The 22,203-nt window shown below is 43.3% G+C and carries 19 protein-coding genes; 2 read left to right on the top strand and 17 right to left on the bottom strand.

Annotated elements, in window-relative coordinates:
- Window positions 1-11: 11 nt before the first annotated feature.
- The 3 genes from BN3656_RS06275 to BN3656_RS06265 form a co-directional block, all read right to left on the bottom strand.
- Window positions 12-851 carry a carbohydrate ABC transporter permease gene (locus BN3656_RS06275; RefSeq protein ID WP_066545376.1) on the bottom strand — a complete coding sequence of 280 codons (840 nt, stop codon included), beginning with the start codon at window positions 849-851 and terminating at the stop codon, window positions 12-14.
- A gap of 9 nt (window positions 852-860) precedes the next feature.
- A complete protein-coding gene (locus BN3656_RS06270; RefSeq protein WP_066545375.1) occupies window positions 861-1,772 on the bottom strand; it encodes a sugar ABC transporter permease in 912 nt (303 codons plus the stop codon).
- A gap of 93 nt (window positions 1,773-1,865) precedes the next feature.
- Window positions 1,866-3,224, bottom strand: a complete 1,359-nt coding sequence (locus tag BN3656_RS06265; protein WP_066545373.1) for an extracellular solute-binding protein — start codon at window positions 3,222-3,224, stop codon at window positions 1,866-1,868.
- A 324-nt stretch (window positions 3,225-3,548) separates the two neighbouring features.
- On the opposite strand from BN3656_RS06265, the gene BN3656_RS06260 reads away from it, so the two are divergent.
- A complete protein-coding gene (locus BN3656_RS06260; RefSeq protein ID WP_066545371.1) occupies window positions 3,549-4,304 on the top strand; it encodes a response regulator in 756 nt (251 codons plus the stop codon).
- 15 nt (window positions 4,305-4,319) lie between these two features.
- Complete coding sequence (locus BN3656_RS06255; protein ID WP_066545369.1) at window positions 4,320-6,056, top strand: sensor histidine kinase; 1,737 nt, start codon at window positions 4,320-4,322, stop codon at window positions 6,054-6,056.
- A gap of 118 nt (window positions 6,057-6,174) precedes the next feature.
- Here the strand turns inward: BN3656_RS06255 and xylB are convergent, their stop codons facing one another.
- The 14 genes from xylB to deoC form a co-directional block, all read right to left on the bottom strand.
- The gene (gene xylB, locus BN3656_RS06250) at window positions 6,175-7,644 is read right to left on the bottom strand and encodes a xylulokinase (RefSeq protein ID WP_066545368.1); all 1,470 of its coding nucleotides are present in this window, start codon (window positions 7,642-7,644) and stop codon (window positions 6,175-6,177) included.
- Window positions 7,645-7,656: 12 nt separating this feature from the next.
- Window positions 7,657-9,141 (bottom strand): L-fucose/L-arabinose isomerase family protein, encoded by a 1,485-nt coding sequence (locus tag BN3656_RS06245; RefSeq protein ID WP_066545366.1) that lies wholly within the window; start codon window positions 9,139-9,141, stop codon window positions 7,657-7,659.
- Window positions 9,142-9,166: 25 nt separating this feature from the next.
- Window positions 9,167-9,784: a DUF4867 family protein gene (locus tag BN3656_RS06240; RefSeq protein ID WP_066546132.1), complete on the bottom strand. Its 618-nt coding sequence runs from the start codon at window positions 9,782-9,784 to the stop codon at window positions 9,167-9,169.
- A 108-nt stretch (window positions 9,785-9,892) separates the two neighbouring features.
- Window positions 9,893-10,741: an AraC family transcriptional regulator gene (locus BN3656_RS06235; RefSeq protein WP_066545364.1), complete on the bottom strand. Its 849-nt coding sequence runs from the start codon at window positions 10,739-10,741 to the stop codon at window positions 9,893-9,895.
- A 163-nt stretch (window positions 10,742-10,904) separates the two neighbouring features.
- On the bottom strand, window positions 10,905-12,098 hold the full coding sequence (locus BN3656_RS06230; RefSeq protein ID WP_066545362.1) for a phosphopentomutase: 1,194 nt from the start codon (window positions 12,096-12,098) through the stop codon (window positions 10,905-10,907).
- A 25-nt stretch (window positions 12,099-12,123) separates the two neighbouring features.
- Window positions 12,124-13,332: an NAD-dependent dihydropyrimidine dehydrogenase subunit PreA gene (gene preA, locus BN3656_RS06225; RefSeq protein WP_066545361.1), complete on the bottom strand. Its 1,209-nt coding sequence runs from the start codon at window positions 13,330-13,332 to the stop codon at window positions 12,124-12,126.
- Window positions 13,333-13,353: 21 nt separating this feature from the next.
- Window positions 13,354-14,109: an aspartate/glutamate racemase family protein gene (locus tag BN3656_RS06220; protein WP_066545359.1), complete on the bottom strand. Its 756-nt coding sequence runs from the start codon at window positions 14,107-14,109 to the stop codon at window positions 13,354-13,356.
- A gap of 5 nt (window positions 14,110-14,114) precedes the next feature.
- Window positions 14,115-15,557: an amidohydrolase family protein gene (locus tag BN3656_RS06215; protein WP_066545357.1), complete on the bottom strand. Its 1,443-nt coding sequence runs from the start codon at window positions 15,555-15,557 to the stop codon at window positions 14,115-14,117.
- Between the two features lie 2 nt (window positions 15,558-15,559).
- Window positions 15,560-16,306 (bottom strand): nucleoside phosphorylase, encoded by a 747-nt coding sequence (locus BN3656_RS06210; protein WP_066545351.1) that lies wholly within the window; start codon window positions 16,304-16,306, stop codon window positions 15,560-15,562.
- Between the two features lie 44 nt (window positions 16,307-16,350).
- Entirely contained in the window at window positions 16,351-17,304 is a 954-nt protein-coding gene (locus BN3656_RS06205; RefSeq protein ID WP_066545349.1) for an ABC transporter permease, read from the bottom strand.
- Window positions 17,305-17,317: 13 nt separating this feature from the next.
- Window positions 17,318-18,421, bottom strand: a complete 1,104-nt coding sequence (locus BN3656_RS06200; protein ID WP_066545347.1) for an ABC transporter permease — start codon at window positions 18,419-18,421, stop codon at window positions 17,318-17,320.
- Window positions 18,422-18,424: 3 nt separating this feature from the next.
- Entirely contained in the window at window positions 18,425-19,945 is a 1,521-nt protein-coding gene (locus tag BN3656_RS06195) for an ABC transporter ATP-binding protein (RefSeq protein WP_066545346.1), read from the bottom strand.
- Between the two features lie 36 nt (window positions 19,946-19,981).
- Window positions 19,982-21,109, bottom strand: coding sequence for a BMP family ABC transporter substrate-binding protein (locus BN3656_RS06190; RefSeq protein WP_242962954.1), 1,128 nt, complete (start codon window positions 21,107-21,109; stop codon window positions 19,982-19,984).
- Between the two features lie 31 nt (window positions 21,110-21,140).
- Window positions 21,141-21,818 carry a deoxyribose-phosphate aldolase gene (deoC, locus tag BN3656_RS06185; protein ID WP_066546128.1) on the bottom strand — a complete coding sequence of 226 codons (678 nt, stop codon included), beginning with the start codon at window positions 21,816-21,818 and terminating at the stop codon, window positions 21,141-21,143.
- Between the last annotated feature and the right edge of the window lie 385 nt (window positions 21,819-22,203).

The raw sequence follows: 22,203 nt of genomic DNA, 5'->3' as shown, positions 1-22,203 counted from the left end.
AATTTCCTCCTTTACCCTTTCAGACCAGAAGTAGCAATTCCCTCTACAAAATACTTCTGGGCTGCAAAAAACAGAATGATCAACGGAATTACAGATACCAGCGCCATGGCCATAACCTGGTTCCACTGAATATTGGATGTTACGTCAATGCTGACTCTAAGAGCCAGAGACAGTGGAAACTTGGATACAGTATTAATATAAATATTGGTATTGAAGAAATCATTCCATGTCCAAAGGAACTGGAACAGTCCTGCTGAAAACAGGGCCGGCTTTAACAATGGAAGAAGAATCTTCATAAAACACTGGAAAGGACCACAGCCGTCAATATAAGCAGATTCATCCAGATCTCTGGGAAGTCCTCTTAAAAACTGCACCATCATAAACACAAAAAACGGATAGCATGCTACTGCTGCGGGAGCATAAAAGGTCATATAGGAATCCAGCCAGCCCAGCTTGTTAAACAAGGCATAGCGCGGAATGATAATAACAGCATTTGGCAGCATCAGAGTTGCTATCAGCACCATAAACAGCGCCTTGTTTCCTGGAAAATCGAAACGTGCAAAACCATAAGCCACAATAGAACAGGATACCAAAGTCAAAAAGGTTGTAGGAACCACCAAAGCAAACGTATTGATAAAATACTGAGCATAGGTATAAGTTCCCGTTGTCTTCCATCCTTTCACAAATGCTTCAATCACCCATCTCTCTGGCAGAAGGCGCAGACTTCCAAAAATTTCATTGTTTGTCTTAAAACAGGCAAAAAACATCCATATAACCGGAAAGAGCATAGCTACACCGCCGATAGCCAGAAAGGTGTAGGTAAACCCATTTTTTATTCTTTTCTCTCTCATGGCTTCCTCCTAATTATCATAATAAACCCACTTCTTTGAAGTAGCAAACAGCACTGCCGTCATGATCAGGATCACAATGAACAGAATCCAGGAAGTGGCACATGCATACCCCATCTTGAAATATTTAAAAGCATCTGTATACAACTTCATACCCAGAACGTAGGTACCTTTGTTTGGTCCTCCGTTCGTAACTACAAAAGCAGAGGTGAAATTCTGCAGGGCAGTAATCAGCTGCATAATAATATTGAAAAATGCGATGGAGGTAATCATAGGGAGGGTGATCTTGAAAAACATTCTCGGTTTGGATGCCCCATCAATTCTGGCAGCCTCGTAAAGTGACTGCGGAACCTGTTTTAAGGCTGAAAGAAACAATACCATGGAGGAACCGAACTGCCAGATCTCCAGCATACATATGGTAACTAACGCCATATCTGGTGTCCCCAGCCATTTCACTGGTTCAATATTAAAACAGCCCAGAAGACTATTTACAAAACCATCGTTCATAAACAGCACCTTCCACAAAATTGCCACAGCTACGGAACCGCTGAGCAGGGACGGAATATAATATACTGTACGAATAAAATTAATCCCCTTTAAGTTTTTATTTAAGATTACTGCAATGATCAGAGCAAGTACAACCTTTCCAGGTACTGTAATGAACGTATATTTCAAAGTAACAATTAGTGAATTCCAAAATTCCTTATCTTTCGTAAAAAGCTTTATATAATTAGCAAATCCCACAAATTCCGGCTTGCTGAAAATATCATAATCTGTAAATGAATACACCAGGGAGCAAATAAATGGATACAGCTGGAATAACAGAAATCCGAATATCCAGATACTCACATACATGAATCCAATCTTATTCCGTTTGGTCCAGCCTCCGTGCATGGATCCTGACTTTGCGCCTTTTTTTGCCATCTTGTCCTCCTTATCCCTGAAACGGCCCGGGAATGATACCCGAGCCGCCTGCAGATCCTTTTTATCTCATATTTCCGTTGCTGCTTTTTACTGTTAATCCAAAGCACTCAGATAATCATTTAAGAGTTCAATGGCATTATCCGCTGCCTCTTCAGGAGTGCTCTGTCCGTAAGCAATGCTTTCTACTATTTCCTCCTGAATCGCGTAAACCTCGGCACTTGTGGTATACCCCTTGTCACTCTTTCCATTTAATCCTGCAGACAAATCGACAGCCTTTACCACAGTCTCATCTAACAGCCCCTTATCTGCACATAAGCTTCTGCCAGTTGTAGTTGGCGGAATACTTCTTACATCCTTTAATGTCTCCTGGGCAGTTTCATTATTATAGAAGTAGTTTAAGAATTCCACGGCCTCTTTTGCATGGGGCGAATTCTTATTTACGGTCATATACTGTGGCGTATCTGCAAAGAAACCATCATTAATGCGGTCATCTGCCATTGGCATCTGCACAACCGTACACTCCGCTTCAGAAATAGCATCCATCAGCAAATTAATGTTAGAGGATGCACCATAACCGAATACAAACTTTCCATTCATCCATTTTGGATTCGTATGAATCTGTCCTTTAAATGTAGCACTGTCCTCAGCAGGCTCAAATACACCCCAATCATAGCAATCCTTAATGTATGTAAGAGCCTCTACGAGTTCATCCCTTGTAAATCCAAGCTTCTTTTCACTGTCGATAATAAAGGAATTTCCTGTTTTCTGACGAAGATAAGGCCGCAGTACATACTCACATAAAATATGGGTATCTACGTTCATATAGTAGTACTCTGGATTTTCTGCATGAAGCTTCTTGCCGTCCTCTAACATACTCTCCCATGTGATCTGTTTTGACAGATCCACACCACAGACATCCGCAGCCTCTGTGTTAGCCACAGTTGCCAGACAGGACATACCGGTTGGAAGTGCTAACAGCTTTCCATCAAATGTACCAAACTGATCAATAAAGTTTTTATCAAAACCGGATGTATCAAAAATATCCTTGTACTCATAAAAATCCACAAAGAAATCACCTCTTGACACAAAATCCGGCAAAGAATCCACATTCTGCTGCATAATATCCGGTGCAGTACCGTTTGCCAGCATGGTAGAAACCTTATCAATGTAACCCTGATCTGAGTTCATCTCAGCCTCAATTCTGATCTCGGGATGAAGCTTCTGGTACTGGTCAATTACTGCCAGCGTTGCCTCATTTCTCTCATCGCCGCCCCACCACATAAAACGCAGTGTAATCTGCTCTTGAGAAGCAGTCTCACTCTTCGCACTCTGATCTTCCGTTTTGGTATCAGAAGCAGTGTTTGCCGACGGTTCATTGGTACAACCTGTAAGAACACCAGCCGTCATTATCCCCGCCATCACAAGACCTGTAAGCTTTTTTCCATGTTTCATGTTGCCATACCTCCCATATTTGCTTTCACGCTTTGTTTACATTTTGTCTCTTCCTCATTTGACTGCCTTTATTGTACATAAAAAAAACACTTCTGTTAAGAAACTAAGCTTAACAAAAGGTATCTCTGTTTAACCAAACATCCTAATCGGTATCATTTTCTATGATTTTTCTTCCTGAACCACGATCTATGGTTCAAAAAATGTTTTACAGATGATTTTTCTGTGAAGATTTTATATAATATAATTACACAATACCTCGGCTATACAGCTCCTTCAAAAGCTTGTTTTCAAAACACACATTTTGTTTAAGAAAGGACACGATCTATGTACCAAGTAATCATTGCAGACGACGAAGCGAAAATACGAAGCGGACTGGCCAATCTCTTCCCATGGAATCAGCTGGGATTTGAAATCGCTGCAGTTTGTTCTAATGGAAAAGAGGCCTTGGATTTCGCCATAGAAAATCCAGTAGATCTGGTTCTCTCCGATATACGGATGCCCATTATGGATGGTCTGGAGCTGTCCCGGTTGCTTCTGCCAAAAAAGCCCGTAAAAATGGTATTTTTCAGCGGTTATCAGGATTTTAACTATGCCCGTCAAGCCATGAAAAACGGGGTTTCCGATTATCTTTTAAAGCCTGTGAAATATGAGGATCTCTCTGACTGCCTCACCAGAATCCGGGAAACTCTGGACATGGAAAAAGGACCGGCACAACCTGAAGAGGAAAATTTAAGTTACTACGAAAAAATTATCAACACTGTTACCAGCTATCTGGATCAGGAATACCAAACTGCCAGCTTAGAGCAGGCGGCCCGTCTGGTATCTCTAAGCCCCAATTATCTTTCTCGGCTGATGAAAGATCACTCGGCTCTTAGCTTCTCCGATTATCTTCTCAAAAGCCGTATGGAACATGCTGCCAATATGTTAAAGGACATCCATTTCAAGCAGTATGAAATTGCTTACAGAGTAGGATATGATAATCCAAAGAATTTCTCCAGAGCCTTCCACCAGTATTTCAAAATGACTCCTACACAATATCGTAACTGCAGCGGAGTTACGGAAAAACGCAACGAAAAATAAAGGACATTGATTCCCATGAGAAAACGCAATTTTATTAACTGTTTTTTTTACTATTTTGCCATTATTACGCTCCCTCTTTTAATGGTTTTTCTTTTCTTTTTATTTTTTGTCATTCAGGAAAAGAAACAGGAGATTCAATCCAATGCAAAGCGCTCCGCTCAGGCGGCCAAGGACAATTATTCTCTGGTTATGGATACTGCCGCTACCCAGTATGATATTCTGGCGCGCAATCCAAGGCTCTCTATTTCCCTGAGAAATTTCCTTTCTCATGAGAAAGCGAATTATCTGGATGTAGTTCTTACCAACAGCATCCTTTCCAATTTTACCTCGCTCACCAACAATGCCCCTTATATTGCCTCCGTATATTATTATCTGGACGATTATGATTCTATTCTTACCTCAGACACAGGAGGAATTGTAAAATTATCCCGGTTTTCCGACTTAAGCTGGAAGGATTCCTATGACTCTTCGGATAAAGACCAATGGCTGGAACGCAGACAGATGCACCAATACTCCTATGCAGAACCGATTCCTGTACTTACCTACTTCAAGAAATTAAATATGTTTCGCGGCGTAGTAATGGTCAATATTTATGAGGAACAGCTCAAACAACTGATAACCACCAGTTCCCAGTTAGATTCTTTCTTTATCCTGGATCAGAATGGAAATTTTCTCCTAGAAGCAGGGAAAACAAAACAGTTTACCCATGAAGATCGCGGCCTTCTTGCAAATAAGCTCTCCTCTGTTTCTCTGTCCCCCTTTGAAGGCTGGTTTCCTTTCAGCAATGGTTCCTGCTATACTCGAATGATACCAGCAGACTGTGATACCTATATTGCCGCCTGTATCAGCTACTCCAATTATTATCGCGATTTTTATCCGCTCCTGCTGCAGTTGCTCATGGTGCTGGCTGCAATGGTTTTTGTATCCCTATGGATTGCCTTTACCATCACACGAAAAAATTTTCAGCAAATCGACTACTTTGTAAATCTATTCTCTGATGCAGAGCGCGGTGTATTCCGCCAGGAAAAACCTGACTTTCTCAGAGATGAGTATGATCTGGTACTCAACAACATTGTCCAGCTGTTCTTAAACCAGACCTTCCTAAAAAATCAGCTGGCCCTAAAGGATCAGAAACAGAAATTGGCGGAGATGAAGGCACTTCAGCTGCAGATCAATCCCCATTTTCTCTTTAACACCCTGCAAACTCTGGATTTCAAGGCGTTAGAATATACCGGGCAACCCACAGCCATGAATCAGATGATCCAGGCCCTGTCAGATATTCTTAAATATTCCCTCCAGAATCCACATTCTATGGTGACTTTAAAAGATGAGATTGACTATCTGAAAAAATATGACAGTATTCAACGCTGCCGCTATGAAGACAAATATATTTTGTACTATGAATACGAAGAAACCCTTGAAAATCTTCCCATAATGCGGCTGATTTTACAGCCCCTGATTGAAAACAGCCTGTACCACGGCATCAAGCCCTTAGATGATTCAGGTTTTATCAAGCTTCGTATTGTAAGACGAAAAAATCATCTGATCGTTTCCGTCATTGACACAGGTGTGGGAATGGACCGCCAGGCAATCACAGCACTCTATAAAAGAATAGACAATCCCGACAGCGACAACATTGGTCTTACTAATGTAAACAGCCGTCTGGTTATGAAATACGGCCCGGAAGCACATTTAAAAATCAACAGTAAAAAAGGAATGGGGACTTGCATATCTTTCCGAATACCAATTTAAAACTGCAGTTTTTCTAACCTGAATTCATATAGCTTCTTAGTATAAAAAGGAGTGAGCATCCCCCTTCCTATGCTCACTCCCTGATATTCCACGCCCTCTTTACGGAACGCGGGCCTTTTTACATCCCCAACTGAAACAATCCCTTCATTGCAGGATAAATCTGCTTAAATACCTGATACCGCTTTTCGTATTTTTCCACCAACCCAGTCTCCGGCTCAACGGTATCAACAATCTTCACCAGCTTCTCTGCCGCTTCTTCCACCGTTTCAAATTCCCCGCAGCCGACTGCTGCCAGCATAGCGCCCCCATATCCGGGGCCTTCTTCGCTTTCAATCACATCGACCTTCAGATTCATTACATTCGCGATAATTTTCTTCCACAGCAGACTCTTTGCCCCGCCGCCGCAGATTTTGGTACGCTCAATCTGAATCCCCAGACTTCTGGCCACTTCCAGAGAATCTCTGAGTCCAAATGCCACACCTTCCAAAACAGCCTGCGTCATGTCCTCTCTTGCTGTATCCATGGTCATTCCGATAAAAGCGGCTCTTGCTTTGGGATCATTGTGAGGCGAACGTTCTCCCATCAAATAGGGCAGATAGTAAACATGATTTTCACCCAGTTTTGTAATACTGTCCTGCTCTCTTTCATACTCTGTTGTCTTTAAAATTTCATCCATCCACCACTTATTGCAGGAAGCAGCACTGAGCATACATCCCATCAGATGGAAGCTTCCATCTGCATGAGCAAAGGAATGCAGTGCATTGTGTTCATCCACTCCGAATTTTTTACTGGAAATGAAAATAGTTCCGGAAGTTCCAAGTGAAATATTGCATTTTCCCTCTCCGACGGTTCCAGTCCCCACAGCAGCCGCTGCATTGTCTCCGGCTCCTGCTACGACCCTCACCGCTTCCGTAAGCCCCAGCCTGTCTGCAATTTCTTTCTTCAATAAACCAACCACTTCATAGCTTTCAAACAATTGCGGAAGCTGTTCTTCTTTCACTCCGCAAATATCCATCATTTCTCTGGACCAGCATTTATGCTCCACATCCAAAAGCAGCATCCCTGAAGCGTCAGAATAATCCGTACAATGGATTCCCGTAAGCATATATGCCAGATAATCCTTGGGCAGCATAATTTTGCTGATACGGGCAAAATTTTCCGGCTCATTTGCTTTCATCCAGAGAAGCTTCGGTGCGGTAAAGCCTGCAAATGCGATATTTGCTGTATATTTAGATAATGCTTCTTTTCCGATTACTTCATTGAGATACTCTGTTTCCTTCGCTGTTCTTCCGTCATTCCAGAGAATCGCAGGGCGGATCACCTGATCCATCTCGTCCAGAACCACCAGTCCGTGCATCTGGCCGCCAAATCCGATTCCTGCAATCTGTGTTCTGTCACACTCTGCTGTCAGCTCTTTCATTCCCTCCATAGTTTTTTCAAACCAGTCCTGAGGATTCTGCTCGGACCAGCCGGGATGAGGAAAATACAGGGGATATTCCTTTGATACAATTTTATGAATGGTTCCGCCCTGATCCATCAGCAGCAGTTTCACTGCTGATGTACCAAGGTCAATGCCTATATATAACATGTTTCTCTCCCTTTATTTCCACGGATTCTCTGTAGGATATCTTACTCCCGCAGGCTGGTTATAACCGATTTCCTCAACAGGAACCCCAATATACTTAAATACCTCAAACAAAGCCTTTCCATGGTTTCCAAATGCAACTGCACCATGATGTGGGAAATTCTTTTCAATCAGCACATGGCGGTAAAATCTTCCCATTTCAGGAATTGCAAATACACCAATGGAGCCGAAGGAACGTGTTGCAACAGGAAGAACCTCTCCCTGTGCAATATAGGCTCTGAGCTTACAGTCAGCCGTGCTCTGCAGACGGAAGAATGTAATATTTCCCGGTGCGATATCTCCCTCTAAGGTTCCCTGTGTCACCTCTTCCGGAAGAGAACGTGCCATGATCAGCTGATATTTCATTTCACAGAAGGACAGTTTTTCAGACGGCGTATTTCCACAGTGGAATCCCATAAAGGTGTCTTTATGAGTATATGGGAATTTGCCTTCTATTTCTTCTTTATACATATCTGCCGGCACATTATTATTGATATCAAGGAGGGTTACCGCATCTTCGCTGACAACGGTTCCGATCAATTCACTCAAAGCACCGTAGATATCTACCTCACATGATACCGGGATCCCCTGAGCGGTCAGACGGCTGTTTACATAGCAGGGTACAAATCCAAACTGTGTCTGGAACGCCGGCCAGCACTTTCCTGCAATTGCCACATATTTGCGGTACCCTCTGTGCTCCTCAATCCAGTCCTTTAAGGTAAGCTCATACTGTGCCAGCTTTTCAAGGATCTCCGGCTTCTTATTTCCGGCGCCAAGCTCCTCTTCCATTTCCTTCACAACCGCCGGGATCCGCTCATCTCCAGCATGCTTGTTAAATGCCTCAAACAGATCCAGCTCTGAATTTTCTTCAATTTCAACTCCTAAATTGTAAAGCTGCTGAATGGGCGCATTGCATGCAAGGAAATTTAACGGGCGCGGCCCGAAGCTGATAATTTTCAAATCATTCAATGCGATCACTGCTCTTGCAACCGGACGGAACTCTGCGATCATATCCGCACATTCTTCGGCGGTTCCAATGGGATACTCCGGAATATAGGCTTTGATATTTCTCAGCTTCAGGTTATAGCTTGCATTGAGCATTCCGCAGTAAGCATCGCCGCGGCCCTGAATCAAGTTGTCCCCACGCTCCTCTGCCGCAGCCACAAACATCTTCGGTCCGTCGAAATGCTTTGCAAGCAGTGTTTCAGAAATTTCAGGCCCAAAGTTTCCAAGATATACAACCAGCGCATTGCAGCCAGCAGCCTTGATATCTTCCAGCGCCTGCACCATATGAATCTCACTTTCCACAATACAAATGGGACATTCATAAATATCCCTATCCCCATATTTTTCCCTGTATGCTTTTATCAAAGCCTCTCTTCTGCTGACAGATAGACTCTCCGGAAAACAATCTCTGCTTACTGCTACTACTCCGATTTTCAATTCTGGCATATTTTTCATTGTATGTACCCACCTTCTTATTATTTTAAACTGTTACATTTTCACCCTTTAAGCCGCAGAATGCACCTACAATCCCAGCTTCCTCATGTGCGATCAGCCATTTGTTTTTGGCAGCAAGCAGTCTGTCCTCTCCCTCTGCCCCTGCTGCAAAATCCAGCTCCGTATTCGTTCCTTTCGGCAGCACAACCACACATCGGAAACCATTTTCACCCTCTGCCGTACATGGCGCATAGTGAAGTGTTGTTGCATAAACCTCAATCACCGTACCTGCAAGTACAAAAAAAGCCTCCACGCGAGAAGTGTCATATGTACCGTCTGCTTCAATATCCTGCTCCCGTCCAAGGAGCAGAACAAGGTTGTTTACTGCAATATTAATTTCAGAAGAACGATGATATTCCAGCCCGTTCAGCTTTCTGTTATCACCATTGCAATATCCGATTTGAATTGGAAGGCCGCCAAATCCGCGGTTTTTCATCTCCTCTGCATCAGGCAGAGCCTCCATTTCTTCCACAGACGGAACATATATGACTTCTCTTGTCAGAGGCGTATGCTCCATTTCTGCCAGGATTCCGTCCACATGATATCCCGTCAGAATTTTACCGTACTTTTTAAATGATTCCTCATTTATATTCTGAATCTGCATCATTGTCTCCTTTCTTATTAGAATGTTTTCTGTTAAGACCATGATAACAGCTTCCTTTTATCTTATCGACCTTTTATTTATCCATACAACTGCACTTTTTTGTCTTTTTTATATCTGTTCCGATGAATGGGACGATTCTGTTTTTCTCCGCAGATACTCACTTGGAAGCATCCCATATTTCTTTTGAAATGCCTTTGCAAAAGCCCTGCTGCTTGGAAATCCATGGTGAAAGGCCACTTCACTGACCGTATGCTCCGTCCGGCTCAGTTCCGTAAACGCATATTCTACACGTACTCCCTGCAGATAATCCTTATAATTGATGCCTGCATATTTTTGAAACATTCTTGAAATATATGCAGGAGTATATCCAAACACCTCAGCCAGCGCTTCCAATGACAGCTCCTCCTGATAATGTTCTTTCATATAATTCGTAATGGGAGTAAGTTTATTTAATTTTCTGTTTTGTTTCAGCAATTCATCTTTTACGTCCAATTCACGGTAAACAGAAACAAGCAGATATAACAGCATATAATATCCGCTTTTTACCCGCATATCATATCCCGTCTCTTTTTTCCCGTATGCAGCAAACATTTCCCGGATCAGATCCACGACCTGAACATCCTGCTTTTTTGATTCATGTGTAAATCGAATGTACTGCTCCCCGGTAAAGTAATCAGAAAATGTTTTTAATGGAATCTGTATCACTACTGTTTTGTTTGGCTCCGGTGAATCAATGGCATGTATCTCATTTGAATTCACCAGAACAAACTCACCTGGATTCAGCTTCTGTTCCAAATCATTCAAATAGAATTTTAAATGACCCTCAAACACCATAAAAATTTCAATGGAGCGATGCCAGTGCTTATCCCGGAAATAATTCCCCTTCTCCCCTTCAAATAAAAACATCTTAAAGGGTAAATCTTCATTTGGCACTACAATTTCATGGTTTGACTGCATCTTTCAAAACTCCTGATCTTTTCATTCTTTTTACTGTCTTTGTCTTAAATGTATTGTATCAGTACACTGATGTGACGGCTAGTCCCAAATGTATGAAAAATCATAATAAAAAGGAGTGAGCATCTCTATTTGTATACTCACTCCTAAACCTTTTAAAATAGATCTATTGAATCTGATCCAGCATTGATTCTCCAATGGTTCCATCCGGCATCCTTACATTGAAATTTTCTGCAATCGTAGCCCCTATTGCCGCAAAAGAATCTGCCTCATTTAATGTTCCTGCACCCTTCAGATCTTTTGCATAAAGAAGCAGCGGTACCTGTTCTCTGGTATGATCAGTTCCCTGATAAGTCGGGTCATTTCCATGATCTGCCGTAATCATCAGCAGATCCTCATCTCCCATCCGTTCCAGCAATTCTCCCAGCTTTTCATCAAACTGCTCCACTTCTTTTGCATATCCTTCCGGGTTTCTGCGATGCCCCCATACTGCATCAAAATCTACCAGATTCACAAAACATAATCCTTCAAATTCACTATGTTCCATAATATCCGCTGTCTGCTGCATTCCATGAACAGAGCTGTCTGAATGATACGTTTGTGTGATTCCTTCACCATCAAAAATATCATGGATCTTTCCCACAGCAATCACTGACAGACCATTCTCCTTCAATGCGTCCAAAGCTGTTTTTCCGGAAGGCTTTAAAGCATAATCCTTTCGATTACTGGTACGCTTAAATTCTCCGCGTTTCTTTCCCACATAAGGCCTGGCTATCACACGGCCCACCTTCCACTCATCTTTAAGTGTAATTTCTCTGGCAATTTCACAGCAGCGGTAAAGTTCTTCCAGATCAAATGTTTCTTCATTTCCGCAAATCTGAAGCACAGAATCAGCTGAAGTATATACGATCATATGACCGGTAGCAATCTCTTCTTCTGCCAGTTCATCCAGAATCTCTGTTCCACTGGAATTCTTATTTCCAATCACTTTATGACCGGTACGCTGTTCTAATTCTTTAACCAGTTCCTCTGGAAACCCTGTCTCTGAAAATGTGACAAACGGTTTTGCAGTCTGAATTCCCATCATCTCCCAATGTCCGGTCATGGTGTCCTTTCCACGGCTTTTTTCATTCAGCAAGGCGTAGTAGCCTAACGGTTTTACAGCCGGCTCTACTCCTTTCAGCGGATGGAGATTAGCAAGTCCCAGCTTCTGAAGGTTTGGAATGTTCCACTGGCCCACATATTCTGCAATATGTCCCATCGTATCGGCGCCTTCATCTCCATATGCTTTTGCGTCATGAGCATTTCCCGCACCAAAAGAATCCATAACGATCAAGAATATTCGCTTGAATTTCCTCATTCCATTTTTCTCCTTTTTCCTTCACTTATCGCTCTGTGGGTACCATCTGAATCGCACCTGTAGGACACACGATTTGGCAAAGTCCGCATCCCGTACATTTCTCCGTGCAGACCAAAGCTTTTCTTGGACTGGTCTCCAGCTGAATTGCCTGCTTTCCGCCGTCACTGCAGGAGACAGCACATTTCCCGCACCCAATACATTTATCTGGATCCACTAAAGCTACCAGCTGCTGCTTTAAAGACAGATTTCTTGCCGCAGAAGCCATGTGATTCAAAGAATATCCACGGAACTCATCCAGAGACTGATATCCTTTTTCCATCATAAATTTTTCCAGATAAGAAATCATCTGCCTGATTATGCCATAGCCTTTATACATAACTGCTGTTGCGCTCTGCAGTGTGTCAGCGCCCAGACACAGATACTCTAATGCATCCTTTCCATCTGTGATTCCTCCAACTGCTGAAATACCAAACGGCTTTTCTTTTGCAGCAAGAGCCATTTTATAAATACAATGCTGAGCCATAGGTTTAATGAACGCTCCAGACAATCCCATGGGCGCACTTTGTCCCATTATATCTGGAATATGTACCATACTTTCCGGATTCAGAGGACCGATTCCATGAATAGAATTGATTCCGGTCACCGCATCTGCTCCGGCTTCAGCCGCATACAGAGCCATTTTTCCAATATCATTGACATGAATTGACAGTTTGGCTATCACTGGAATCTGAACTTCTTCTTTTACCCAGCGAATTACCTGCTGCATCAGCTCTTTCTCCTGGCAGATCATCACGCCTGCTTCGCTGTCAATACAGGACAGACAAAGCTCCAACGCATCTGCTCCGGCATTCTGGGCCTTTCTGGCCAGCGTTTTCCAATCCGCTTCTACATATTGAGCCTTTACACTGATAATCAGCATCTTTTCCGGATACCGTTCCTTCACTTTCGCAAAGTCTGCAAATGCTGCGTCTACACACTTGTCCATAACAAAATCGATATTCCCCATGCCGGTAACGCCTTTTGCTCCGGAAGCAGAAATAGGAAGCATTCTGGGAGACAAGCTTAAATTCAGCTCATCCTGAAGAAAAGAGATGCTTTTTGTAACTGCTCCAGCCCATCCTTCTTCAAATGCTCTGCAGATCATCTCTCCTGTCGCACTAACGGGAGAAGAAGCCAGAATAAATGGATTTTCACAGCGGAATCCACAATAATTTGTTTCCATATTTAATGCCATAGTTGTTTCCTCCATCTTAGCTTATACGTCCAGCAGCTTTCCCCATCCCTGGAAGGACAATTTTTCTAACCCACACAACTTCAATGCTTCCCGAACAGCTGCGGTTACGGAATCAAACACAACCGCTCCTGACCGTTTTTCGATCAAGTCCGCTCTCCAGGCAGCAGCCAGGTTCGTACAGACAACTGCAATCCCCTCGCCATGGCCTGCGCCTGTGCTGCAGCACAGGGTCTCCAGCTGTTCCTTCGTGACACTGCCTATCTCTGTATTTTCCGTGATTCCAAGGCCGGTCACTCCTGCTGCTGTAAGCCCCAGCTTCTCATACTCCCGAATAATTGCGTCATTCATTTCTTTAATATAAGGTGTCACAAGATGCAGACGCTTTATATCAAAATCCTGATAACTTCCTACCAGCCCCAAAGACGCTGTGCTCATGGGAATCTTGGTTTTTTCTTCAATCTTCTGGCACATCTCTCTGTCACGCTCAATTCCCAGCCAGCTTCCTGCCGTTCCGTTCCAGATAATCGCATCTACCTTGGCCTGAGCAAGCTGATCGGCTGCCCGAAGCATCGTATCCACAGCAAATTGTCTGGTAGAGTTATCATCCAGAGAAACATTTACGACCTCCAGTCTGGAATAATGAACGGTAACTACATCCTCCATACCGAAAAAAATACGGCTGCATATTGGTTCTACTACAGTATTAGAGGAAGGAACGATCATACCAATCCGCTTAGGAAACCGCACTGTCTCTGTTCTGTTTCTGCCTGTCTCCATGACGCCTACGCCTCCATACGATAGTCAATGCCTGTCTTATCCTTCACAAGCTTTAATATCCTTGCTGTTGAACGATTGGCATCCTCTACAATCTGATTTAAATCTCCTGCCAGGAATATGCCATTCTCGATTAACACATTTCCATTCACGATGGTTGTGTCTGCCAGATGATTATTTCCACAGTACAGCAGTGCTCCCCTTGGATCTGTCAATGCTCCGGCATACCCCGGCTGTATCATGGAAAACAGTACAAGATCGGCTGCCATCCCCTCTTTCAGCATACCAATGTCATCCCTGTTCAGACATTTTGCACCGTTTACCGTTGCCATCTCAAATACTTCTTTTGCATTGATCCACCGCTCTGGTCCATAGCCTGGATGTCCGCCGTCAATCCGGTGAACATAAAGCATGGTTCTCAGCTCTCCCAGCATATCTCCGCTGTCGTTGCTGGCTCCGCCGTCTACACCGATACTTACGGGAATCCCCCGGTCTCTCGCTTCCAGTGCCGGAGCAATCGGGTATCCCAGTCTCATATGACAGGACGGCGACTGGGTCACAGACGCGCCGTTTCTCGCTACAATATCCAGTTCTTCTGCATTATGACGGCTGATATGGGCAAAAGATACATTTTTATCGATCCAGCCGATTTTCTCCAACCACTGATGAGGTCTGCAATTATACAGCTCTCCACACTTTTTGATCTCATCTGGTCTTGGATGAAGATGAGTATGACACAAACCGCCGCGATTATCTGCCATCTTCTTCAATTCTTTCATAAATTCCGGATTCTCAAATACCACAGTAGTAGGGCCTACGCCTACGCGGCTCATGGAAAAACGGCTGTCATCATGGTATTTTTGGAAGGTTCTGTCACATGAATCCAGAATATCATCATAGGACTCCACCAGACTCCCGGCATCAATCCCCAGCCTTTCCTTCATTTCTGCAGGCAGGTTTCCCTCCATTACAGGCATACAGCCACGGAATCCGTGAAACCGCAGTCCCAGCTCTTTTACGGCCTCAAATTCTGCATCCATTAAATCATGTTTTCCATGGGGGAAGAAATACATAAAGTCCATAGATGTGGTACACCCTGTCATCAGGAGCTCTGCTGTAGCCAGACGTGCTGCCGCCTTTACGTCCTCTTCTTCCATATTTTCCCATGCTCCGTATGAGTAAAGAAGCCAGCCCAAAAGATTTCCCTTCTGCATGATCGGAATATTTCTGGTAATATTCTGATAAAAATGATGATGGGTATTGATAAATCCAGGAAGTGCCAGCTTCCCAGTTCCGTCTATCACTTTTACCCCATCAGCAGGCACATCCAGCTTCGTCCCGATTTTTTTGATCACATTTCCTTCTATATAAATGTCTGCATTCTCCAGAAATGTATCCTCTTCATCCATACAATAAAGGTACCGAATATTTTTAATCAGCAACCGTTCCATCGTTACCTCCCCAGCTTCTTGTCTTCTTCAATTAAAATCCGCAGACCCTCAATTGCTGTTTCCATCGCAGCCTGGAGGTTTACTTTCTTGTACGCCATAACGGCAGATGCACGGCAGTTTCTGATGGAAGAAACGATGAAAATCGCAGCAGCCTCCATCTCAGAACACATTACATTCGAGCGTTCCCACGCCTGCCAGCGGGATTTTACATAGTCGCTGTTGGGCATATTATCCGGCTCAATCTCCGCATAAAATGCATCTTTCGAATGGGTAATACCCTCTGCAAAATTATAACCCAGCTTTTTAGCTGCTCTGGCCAGTGCATCTACTACATGACGGTCAGCCACTGCCGGATAAGCCAGAGGAACGTAAGAAATCGTTGTCCCTTCATCCCGTACTGCTGCAGTGTTGATCACACCATTTAAAGACATATCCTGGGAGGCGGGACACACACGCCCGGAAGTTCCCACGCGAATAAACGTATCTGCACCGCAACGAATCAGTTCTTCTACTACGATTGCTGTAGACGGGCTGCCCATACCAGTAGAAGTAACAGATACCTTTTCTCCGTTCAATGTTCCAGTCCAGGTTTTACACTCCCTGTTGTGAGCCACCAGTTTTGCATCATCAAACATAGATGCGATCACATCCGTACGGAATGGATCTCCAGGAAGCAGCACATAACGACCCACATCCCCTTCCTTACAATTTATATGATACTGTTTTCCTTCCTCATTTAAAAACGGCATATTATTATCCTCCTGTTCATATAAATACATAAATACAGTCTGTGTTATCTCGCACCTTTATCATAAGGAACACCGGATGCCTTTGGCGCCTGGGATCCCTTCGTATTGAGTGCCAGAACAATCAGGGTTGCCAAATATGGAATCATTTTATAAATACTGCTTGGAATGCCAAAATCTGCAAGAATCGGAATTCCTGAGTATGCAGAAGATATGGTCTTCATGATACCAAAAAACAGAGCTGCTAAAAGGATCTTTCCAGGTTTCCACTGACCGAAGATCAAAACAGCCAGGGCCAGGAATCCATATCCTGATACAGATGCATTGAAACTGGTAGAAGTAGGAATGATGTATACCAGTCCGCCAATACCAGCTAACGCGCCTGAAATCAGTACACCCATATAACGCATTTTATAAACGCTGATTCCCACAGATGCTGCTGCCTGCGGATGTTCACCACAGGAACGCAGACGAAGTCCAAATCTTGTTTTATACAGAACTACACAGGAAACCACCAGAATCAGAATTCCCAGATAAGTAGTAATATAGGCATTCTGGAAAAACATTCCTCCTATCACCGGAATATCTCCCAAAACCGGTACTTTTTCAATTCGGAACTGATTCTCAAACGGAATCTGCTGCACATTGCGGATTACTCTGGCAACAAAAATAGCAAATGCCGGAGCGAACATATTGATTGCTGTACCGCTGATACTCTGATTTGCCTTCATATTTACAGAGGCATATGCATGAACCAGAGATACCACCATTCCGGTCACCATAGAAATCAGCAGTGCAATCAGCAAAATCGGCTGTCCGGGAAGTACACCTTGAAACAGATTGATAAACAGAATCCCGGCAAATCCGCCCAGCACCATGATGCCCTCCAGAGCAATGTTGATAACACCGCTTCGCTCACAGAACATTCCTCCCAGTGCAACGATCAGCAGCGGGATGGAAAAAAGCATCATTTGTTGAACCAAAAAATATAATAAACTCATGTCACTTCTCCTTTCACGCCGTCTTATCTGCCGTATCCGTCTTTTTCCCCGAGAATACCTTGCTGACTACACCCCTGAATACCAACGCAAATGCACTGAAATAGATAATTACAGAAATAATAATATCGATAACCTCAGGAACGAAATTATACAGCTGCATCTGATCTCCGCCCACCTTTAAGTATGCGATAAAAATACCGGAGAAGATAATACCGATTGGATTATTCATAGCAAGCAGCGCTACCGGAATACCGTTAAAGCCTTCTGCTGCCAGCGTATCTACTACCTGAATTCCGTTTCCGGAACCTGCAAGGTAAAGCAAACCGCCGCCCAGACCAGCCAGAGCACCTGCAATTGCCATAGAAGAAATCACATTTTTCTTTTCATTCATACCTGCATAACGGCCTGCTTCACTGTTATAGCCGCAGGCTTTCAATTCATAACCAAACACAGTCTTTTGGAGGATGACCCAAATTGCAACACCTGACAGAATTGCAATCAGAATTCCCGCATTAGCACTGGATGGACGGTTATTATAGCGGAAGATCATATCCATTCCCATCTTTGGAAGAATTGCATCTGCGTCTACCGGAAGAGACTGACTCTGCAGCGGATCATAAATGAACGCACTCACCAGAGCATTCACAGAATACATTCCAATATAATTCATCATGATACATCCAATTACCACATTTACGTTTCTTGTTGCTTTTAAAATACCAGGAACCATTCCCCATAAAGCACCAGCCAGAATCGCTGCTAAAAGAGCTACGATCCAGTGAAGAGCACCCGGTAAAAATGTAAAACGTACACCTACAAACACTGCTGCGAATGCCCCGACGATAAACTGACCGGATGCTCCGATATTGAAAAGTCCGGTCTTACTGGCAAATCCCACAGATAAACCTGTCATGATCAAAGGTGTTGCATAGTACAGTACCTGCCCCATGTTCTTTAAGTTTGACAGACCGCCCAGAAGAATTGCTGTAAAGCCCTGACCTGCCTGTGCCGGATTACTTGCTACTAAAATAATCAATCCGACAAGCATTCCCAGAAGAATTGCCATAACAGACGCCAGAAAACTGGAAACGCCGGATGGAAGAGATTTTCTTTTCACGTTCTATGCCCTCCTTTTGGACCCTGCCATATAGAGTCCCAGTTCCTGTACCGTTACATCCTCCGGTTTTAAATCGGCAACGATCTCACCTTCATACATTACCAGAATACGGTCACTGATACTCATAACCTCATCCAGTTCCAGGGATACCAGAAGAACCCCTTTTCCCGCCTTCTTCTGCGCGACTAACTGCTTATGGATGTATTCGATCGCACCTACATCCAGACCTCTTGTAGGCTGCACAGCGATTAAAAGATCCGGATTACGGTCAATCTCTCTTGCAATAATGATCTTCTGCTGATTGCCTCCGGACATACTTCTGGAGATGGTCTTACCTCCCTGTCCGCAGCGGATATCAAACGACTGAATCAGTCCGTCTGCATAGCTGTAAATCTCCCGCTCTTTTAAGAAACCATGATTTTGGAACTTTTTTTCAAAATAACTCTGGAGTACTGTATTATATGCCAGATCATAGTCCAGAACCAATCCGTGTTTATGACGGTCTTCCGGGATATGTCCAAGTCCATGAGTATTGCGCTCTCTGATACTCATGTGAGTAAAATCCTGACCTTTCAAGTGAATCGATCCGCTCTCAGTCGGTGTCAGTCCTGTAAGAGCATATACAAGTTCACTTTGTCCGTTTCCGTCAATTCCTGCAATACAGACAATTTCTCCTGCCTTTACATCAAACGATACATGATTGACAGACAGCTTTCCTGTAAAATGATTCTTTACGCTTAAGTCTTCTACAGCCAGCACACATTCACCCGGATTATAGTCTCCCTTATCAATCTGTAAATTTACTTTTCTTCCCACCATCATTTCAGACATTTCTTCTTTGGTGGTGGAAGCAACGTCAATCGTACCTACATATCTTCCTTTTCGCAGTACTGTACAGCGGTTAGCGGCCTCTTTTATCTCATTGAGTTTATGGGTAATAAACAGGATCGACTTGCCTTCTGCTGCCAGATTCTTCATAACCTTGATCAGTTCATCAATCTCCTGAGGAGTCAGAACAGCGGTTGGTTCATCAAAAATCAATATTTCATTATCACGATACAGCATCTTTAAAATCTCTACTCTCTGCTGCATACCTACTGTAATATCAGAAATCAATGCGTCTGGATCAATCTTCAGCCCATATTTTTCCGACAGGCTTACTACCTTTTTGCGGGCCTCATCCATTTTCAGAAGCCCCTTCTGGGTGGTTTCCACACCCAGAATTACATTCTCCAGAACCGTAAAGTTATGAACCAGCTTAAAATGCTGATGAACCATACCAATTCCCAGCTTATTTGCGTCGTTGGGATTCTTTATATGTACAACCTGTCCATTCTTGCGTATCTCACCGGCTTCTGGCTGATACATACCAAACAGTACGCTCATCAATGTTGATTTTCCTGCACCGTTCTCTCCCAGTAATGCATGAATTTCACCACGTTTTAGCTGAAGTGTTACATTATCATTTGCAACAATTCCTGGGAATTCCTTTCGGATTCCCAACATTTCAATTACATATTCCATATTCATTCTCCCGGCATCCCACTAGCTGAATACTCTTTATTTTACTTCGGTTACCTCGATTGTTCCGTCAGAAATCTGATCCAGTGTATAGGAAGTTCCCTCTTCATTTACATCGCGGAGCGGCTTAAATGTGCCGTCTGCCAGTTTTCCATAAACCTCATCATACTTAGCCTGATCAAACGTTTCAAATCTGGAGGTTTCCATCGGAAGTTCCACACCCTTGTTGGATGCGTCCATCATAATGTTCTCTCCGCCCGGGAAACTGTCGCTGTAGAACTTCTCCAGCATCTGATATACTGTACCGCTTAAAGATTTCATAGCAGAAGTAACAACTGTCTCAGATTCTCCTGCCCAGTCAATATCTACGCCAATGGACTTGCCTGATGCAGAAGCATCAGCTGCTGCCATAACAGACTGACCAACACCGGATCCGCATGCAAAAATAATCTCTGTTCCATTCTGATACCAGGTTGCTGCCAGTGTCTGAGTTTCTGGAGTAGCATCAAATGTACCTGTATAATAGTAATTCATCTGTACATCACTCACACCCATTTCCTTTGCAGCAGCCTCAGCTCCCTGGATAAAACCGTATCCGTAACGTACAACTGCCGGAGTTGCAACGCCTCCCATAAAGCCAAGTTTTTTGTACCCTTCTACAACCGCTGCATAGCCGGCCAGAAAACCGGCCTGTTCCTCTGCATACTGAATACCTACTGTATTTTCACCAATCTTTGTATCTCCATTGCTGGAAGGAACTCCATCCAGAAGAACAAATTTAAGATCCGGCCATGTATCCTGCGCTACATACATTGCCTCCGTAAACCGAAAGCCGGGTGCTACAATAATTTTTGCTCCGCCTTCGATTGCCAATTCCATGGCTGACAAATATGCATCTGTTGTCTTTTCTACCGGTTTATAATATTTGTAGGAAATTCCTTTTTCCTCACCATACTGTTTTACGCCTTCATATGTTCCCTGGTTAAATCCCTGGTCATCAATGCTTCCGCCATCTGCAATCATCGCAATCTCAGCACCCGCACCGGAAGCACCTTCTCCTGCAGCTGAAGTACCTGCTGTATTACCGCCCTGAGAACATCCTGTTACTGACATAACCATCATCGCTGCTAATAATGCTGCACCTATTTTTTTCATCGTTTTTTTCATGATCCTTCTCCTTTCTCAATCTGAACTCTAATTAGTAAGCCCCGTTATTATTTTCGCCGTCTTCCAGTATCTTAATTGCAGAACTGGTTCCAATCCGCTCGCATCCCTCTTCTAAAAACAGTTCCAGATCTTCTCTGGTTCTCACGCCTCCGGCTGCCTTCATCTTTACATCCTCATCTTTTGGAAGATTCTCTTTAAAAAGACGGATATCTTCAATCTTTGCTCCTGCAGTACCAAATCCGGTAGATGTCTTGATATAATCTGCTCCTCCGTCTGCCACACACCTGCAAAGACGAATCTTTTCTTCTTCTGTCAGATAACAGGTTTCAATAATTACCTTTAAGATCTTGTCTCCTGCTGCACGTTTCAGAGTAGCAATTTCTTCTGTTACACGGTCAAAATCTCCATTTTTTACATCTCCCAGATTTACAACCATGTCTACTTCTTTGGCTCCCTCTGCAATTGCCTGCTCCACTTCTGACCGTTTCACTTCTGTGGTATTGTATCCCAGGGGGAAACCAATTACTGTACAGATATTCAGCTTATCACCATATACCTCATGTACTCTCTTGATATAGGATGGCGGAATACAGACAGATGCCATTCCATGCGCAACTGCCTCTTCACATAATTTATGAATATCTTCCCATGAAGAAACCGCCTTCAATAATGTGTGATCAATATGCTGGTAAATAAGCTCTTTTTTCATAAGTTCATTTCCTCTTTCCTCTGCATCTGCAGAATCTACATTTTTCTGGTTGCGCTTTGTTTTCGAAAACATTTTATTCAAAAAAGTGATTTGCCGGCAGACACTTTTCTGAATCTGATAAATTCTACACTCAACGCTTTGTGCACAAAAAACAAAAAAGCCAACCGAAACGGCTGGCTTTTTGAGCTCATCAACGTTAAATGTTTTATTTATTAAGTTGCTACGATTGTAACACCCATTATCATTCATGTCAATATCCATTCATTATTTCATTATTTTTTGTATATTATCACAATTTTTTTAATGTTCTAAAATTTCCAATCGAGCATATAATTTATATTTTATATGGTTTTTTCCATCTTCCCCCCTCACATTACATTTTCAC

The sequence above is a fragment of the Clostridium sp. AT4 genome (assembly GCF_001517625.2).
Taxonomy (GTDB): Bacteria; Bacillota; Clostridia; order Lachnospirales; family Lachnospiraceae; genus Enterocloster.
This window is presented reverse-complemented; position numbering and strand designations above follow the sequence as displayed.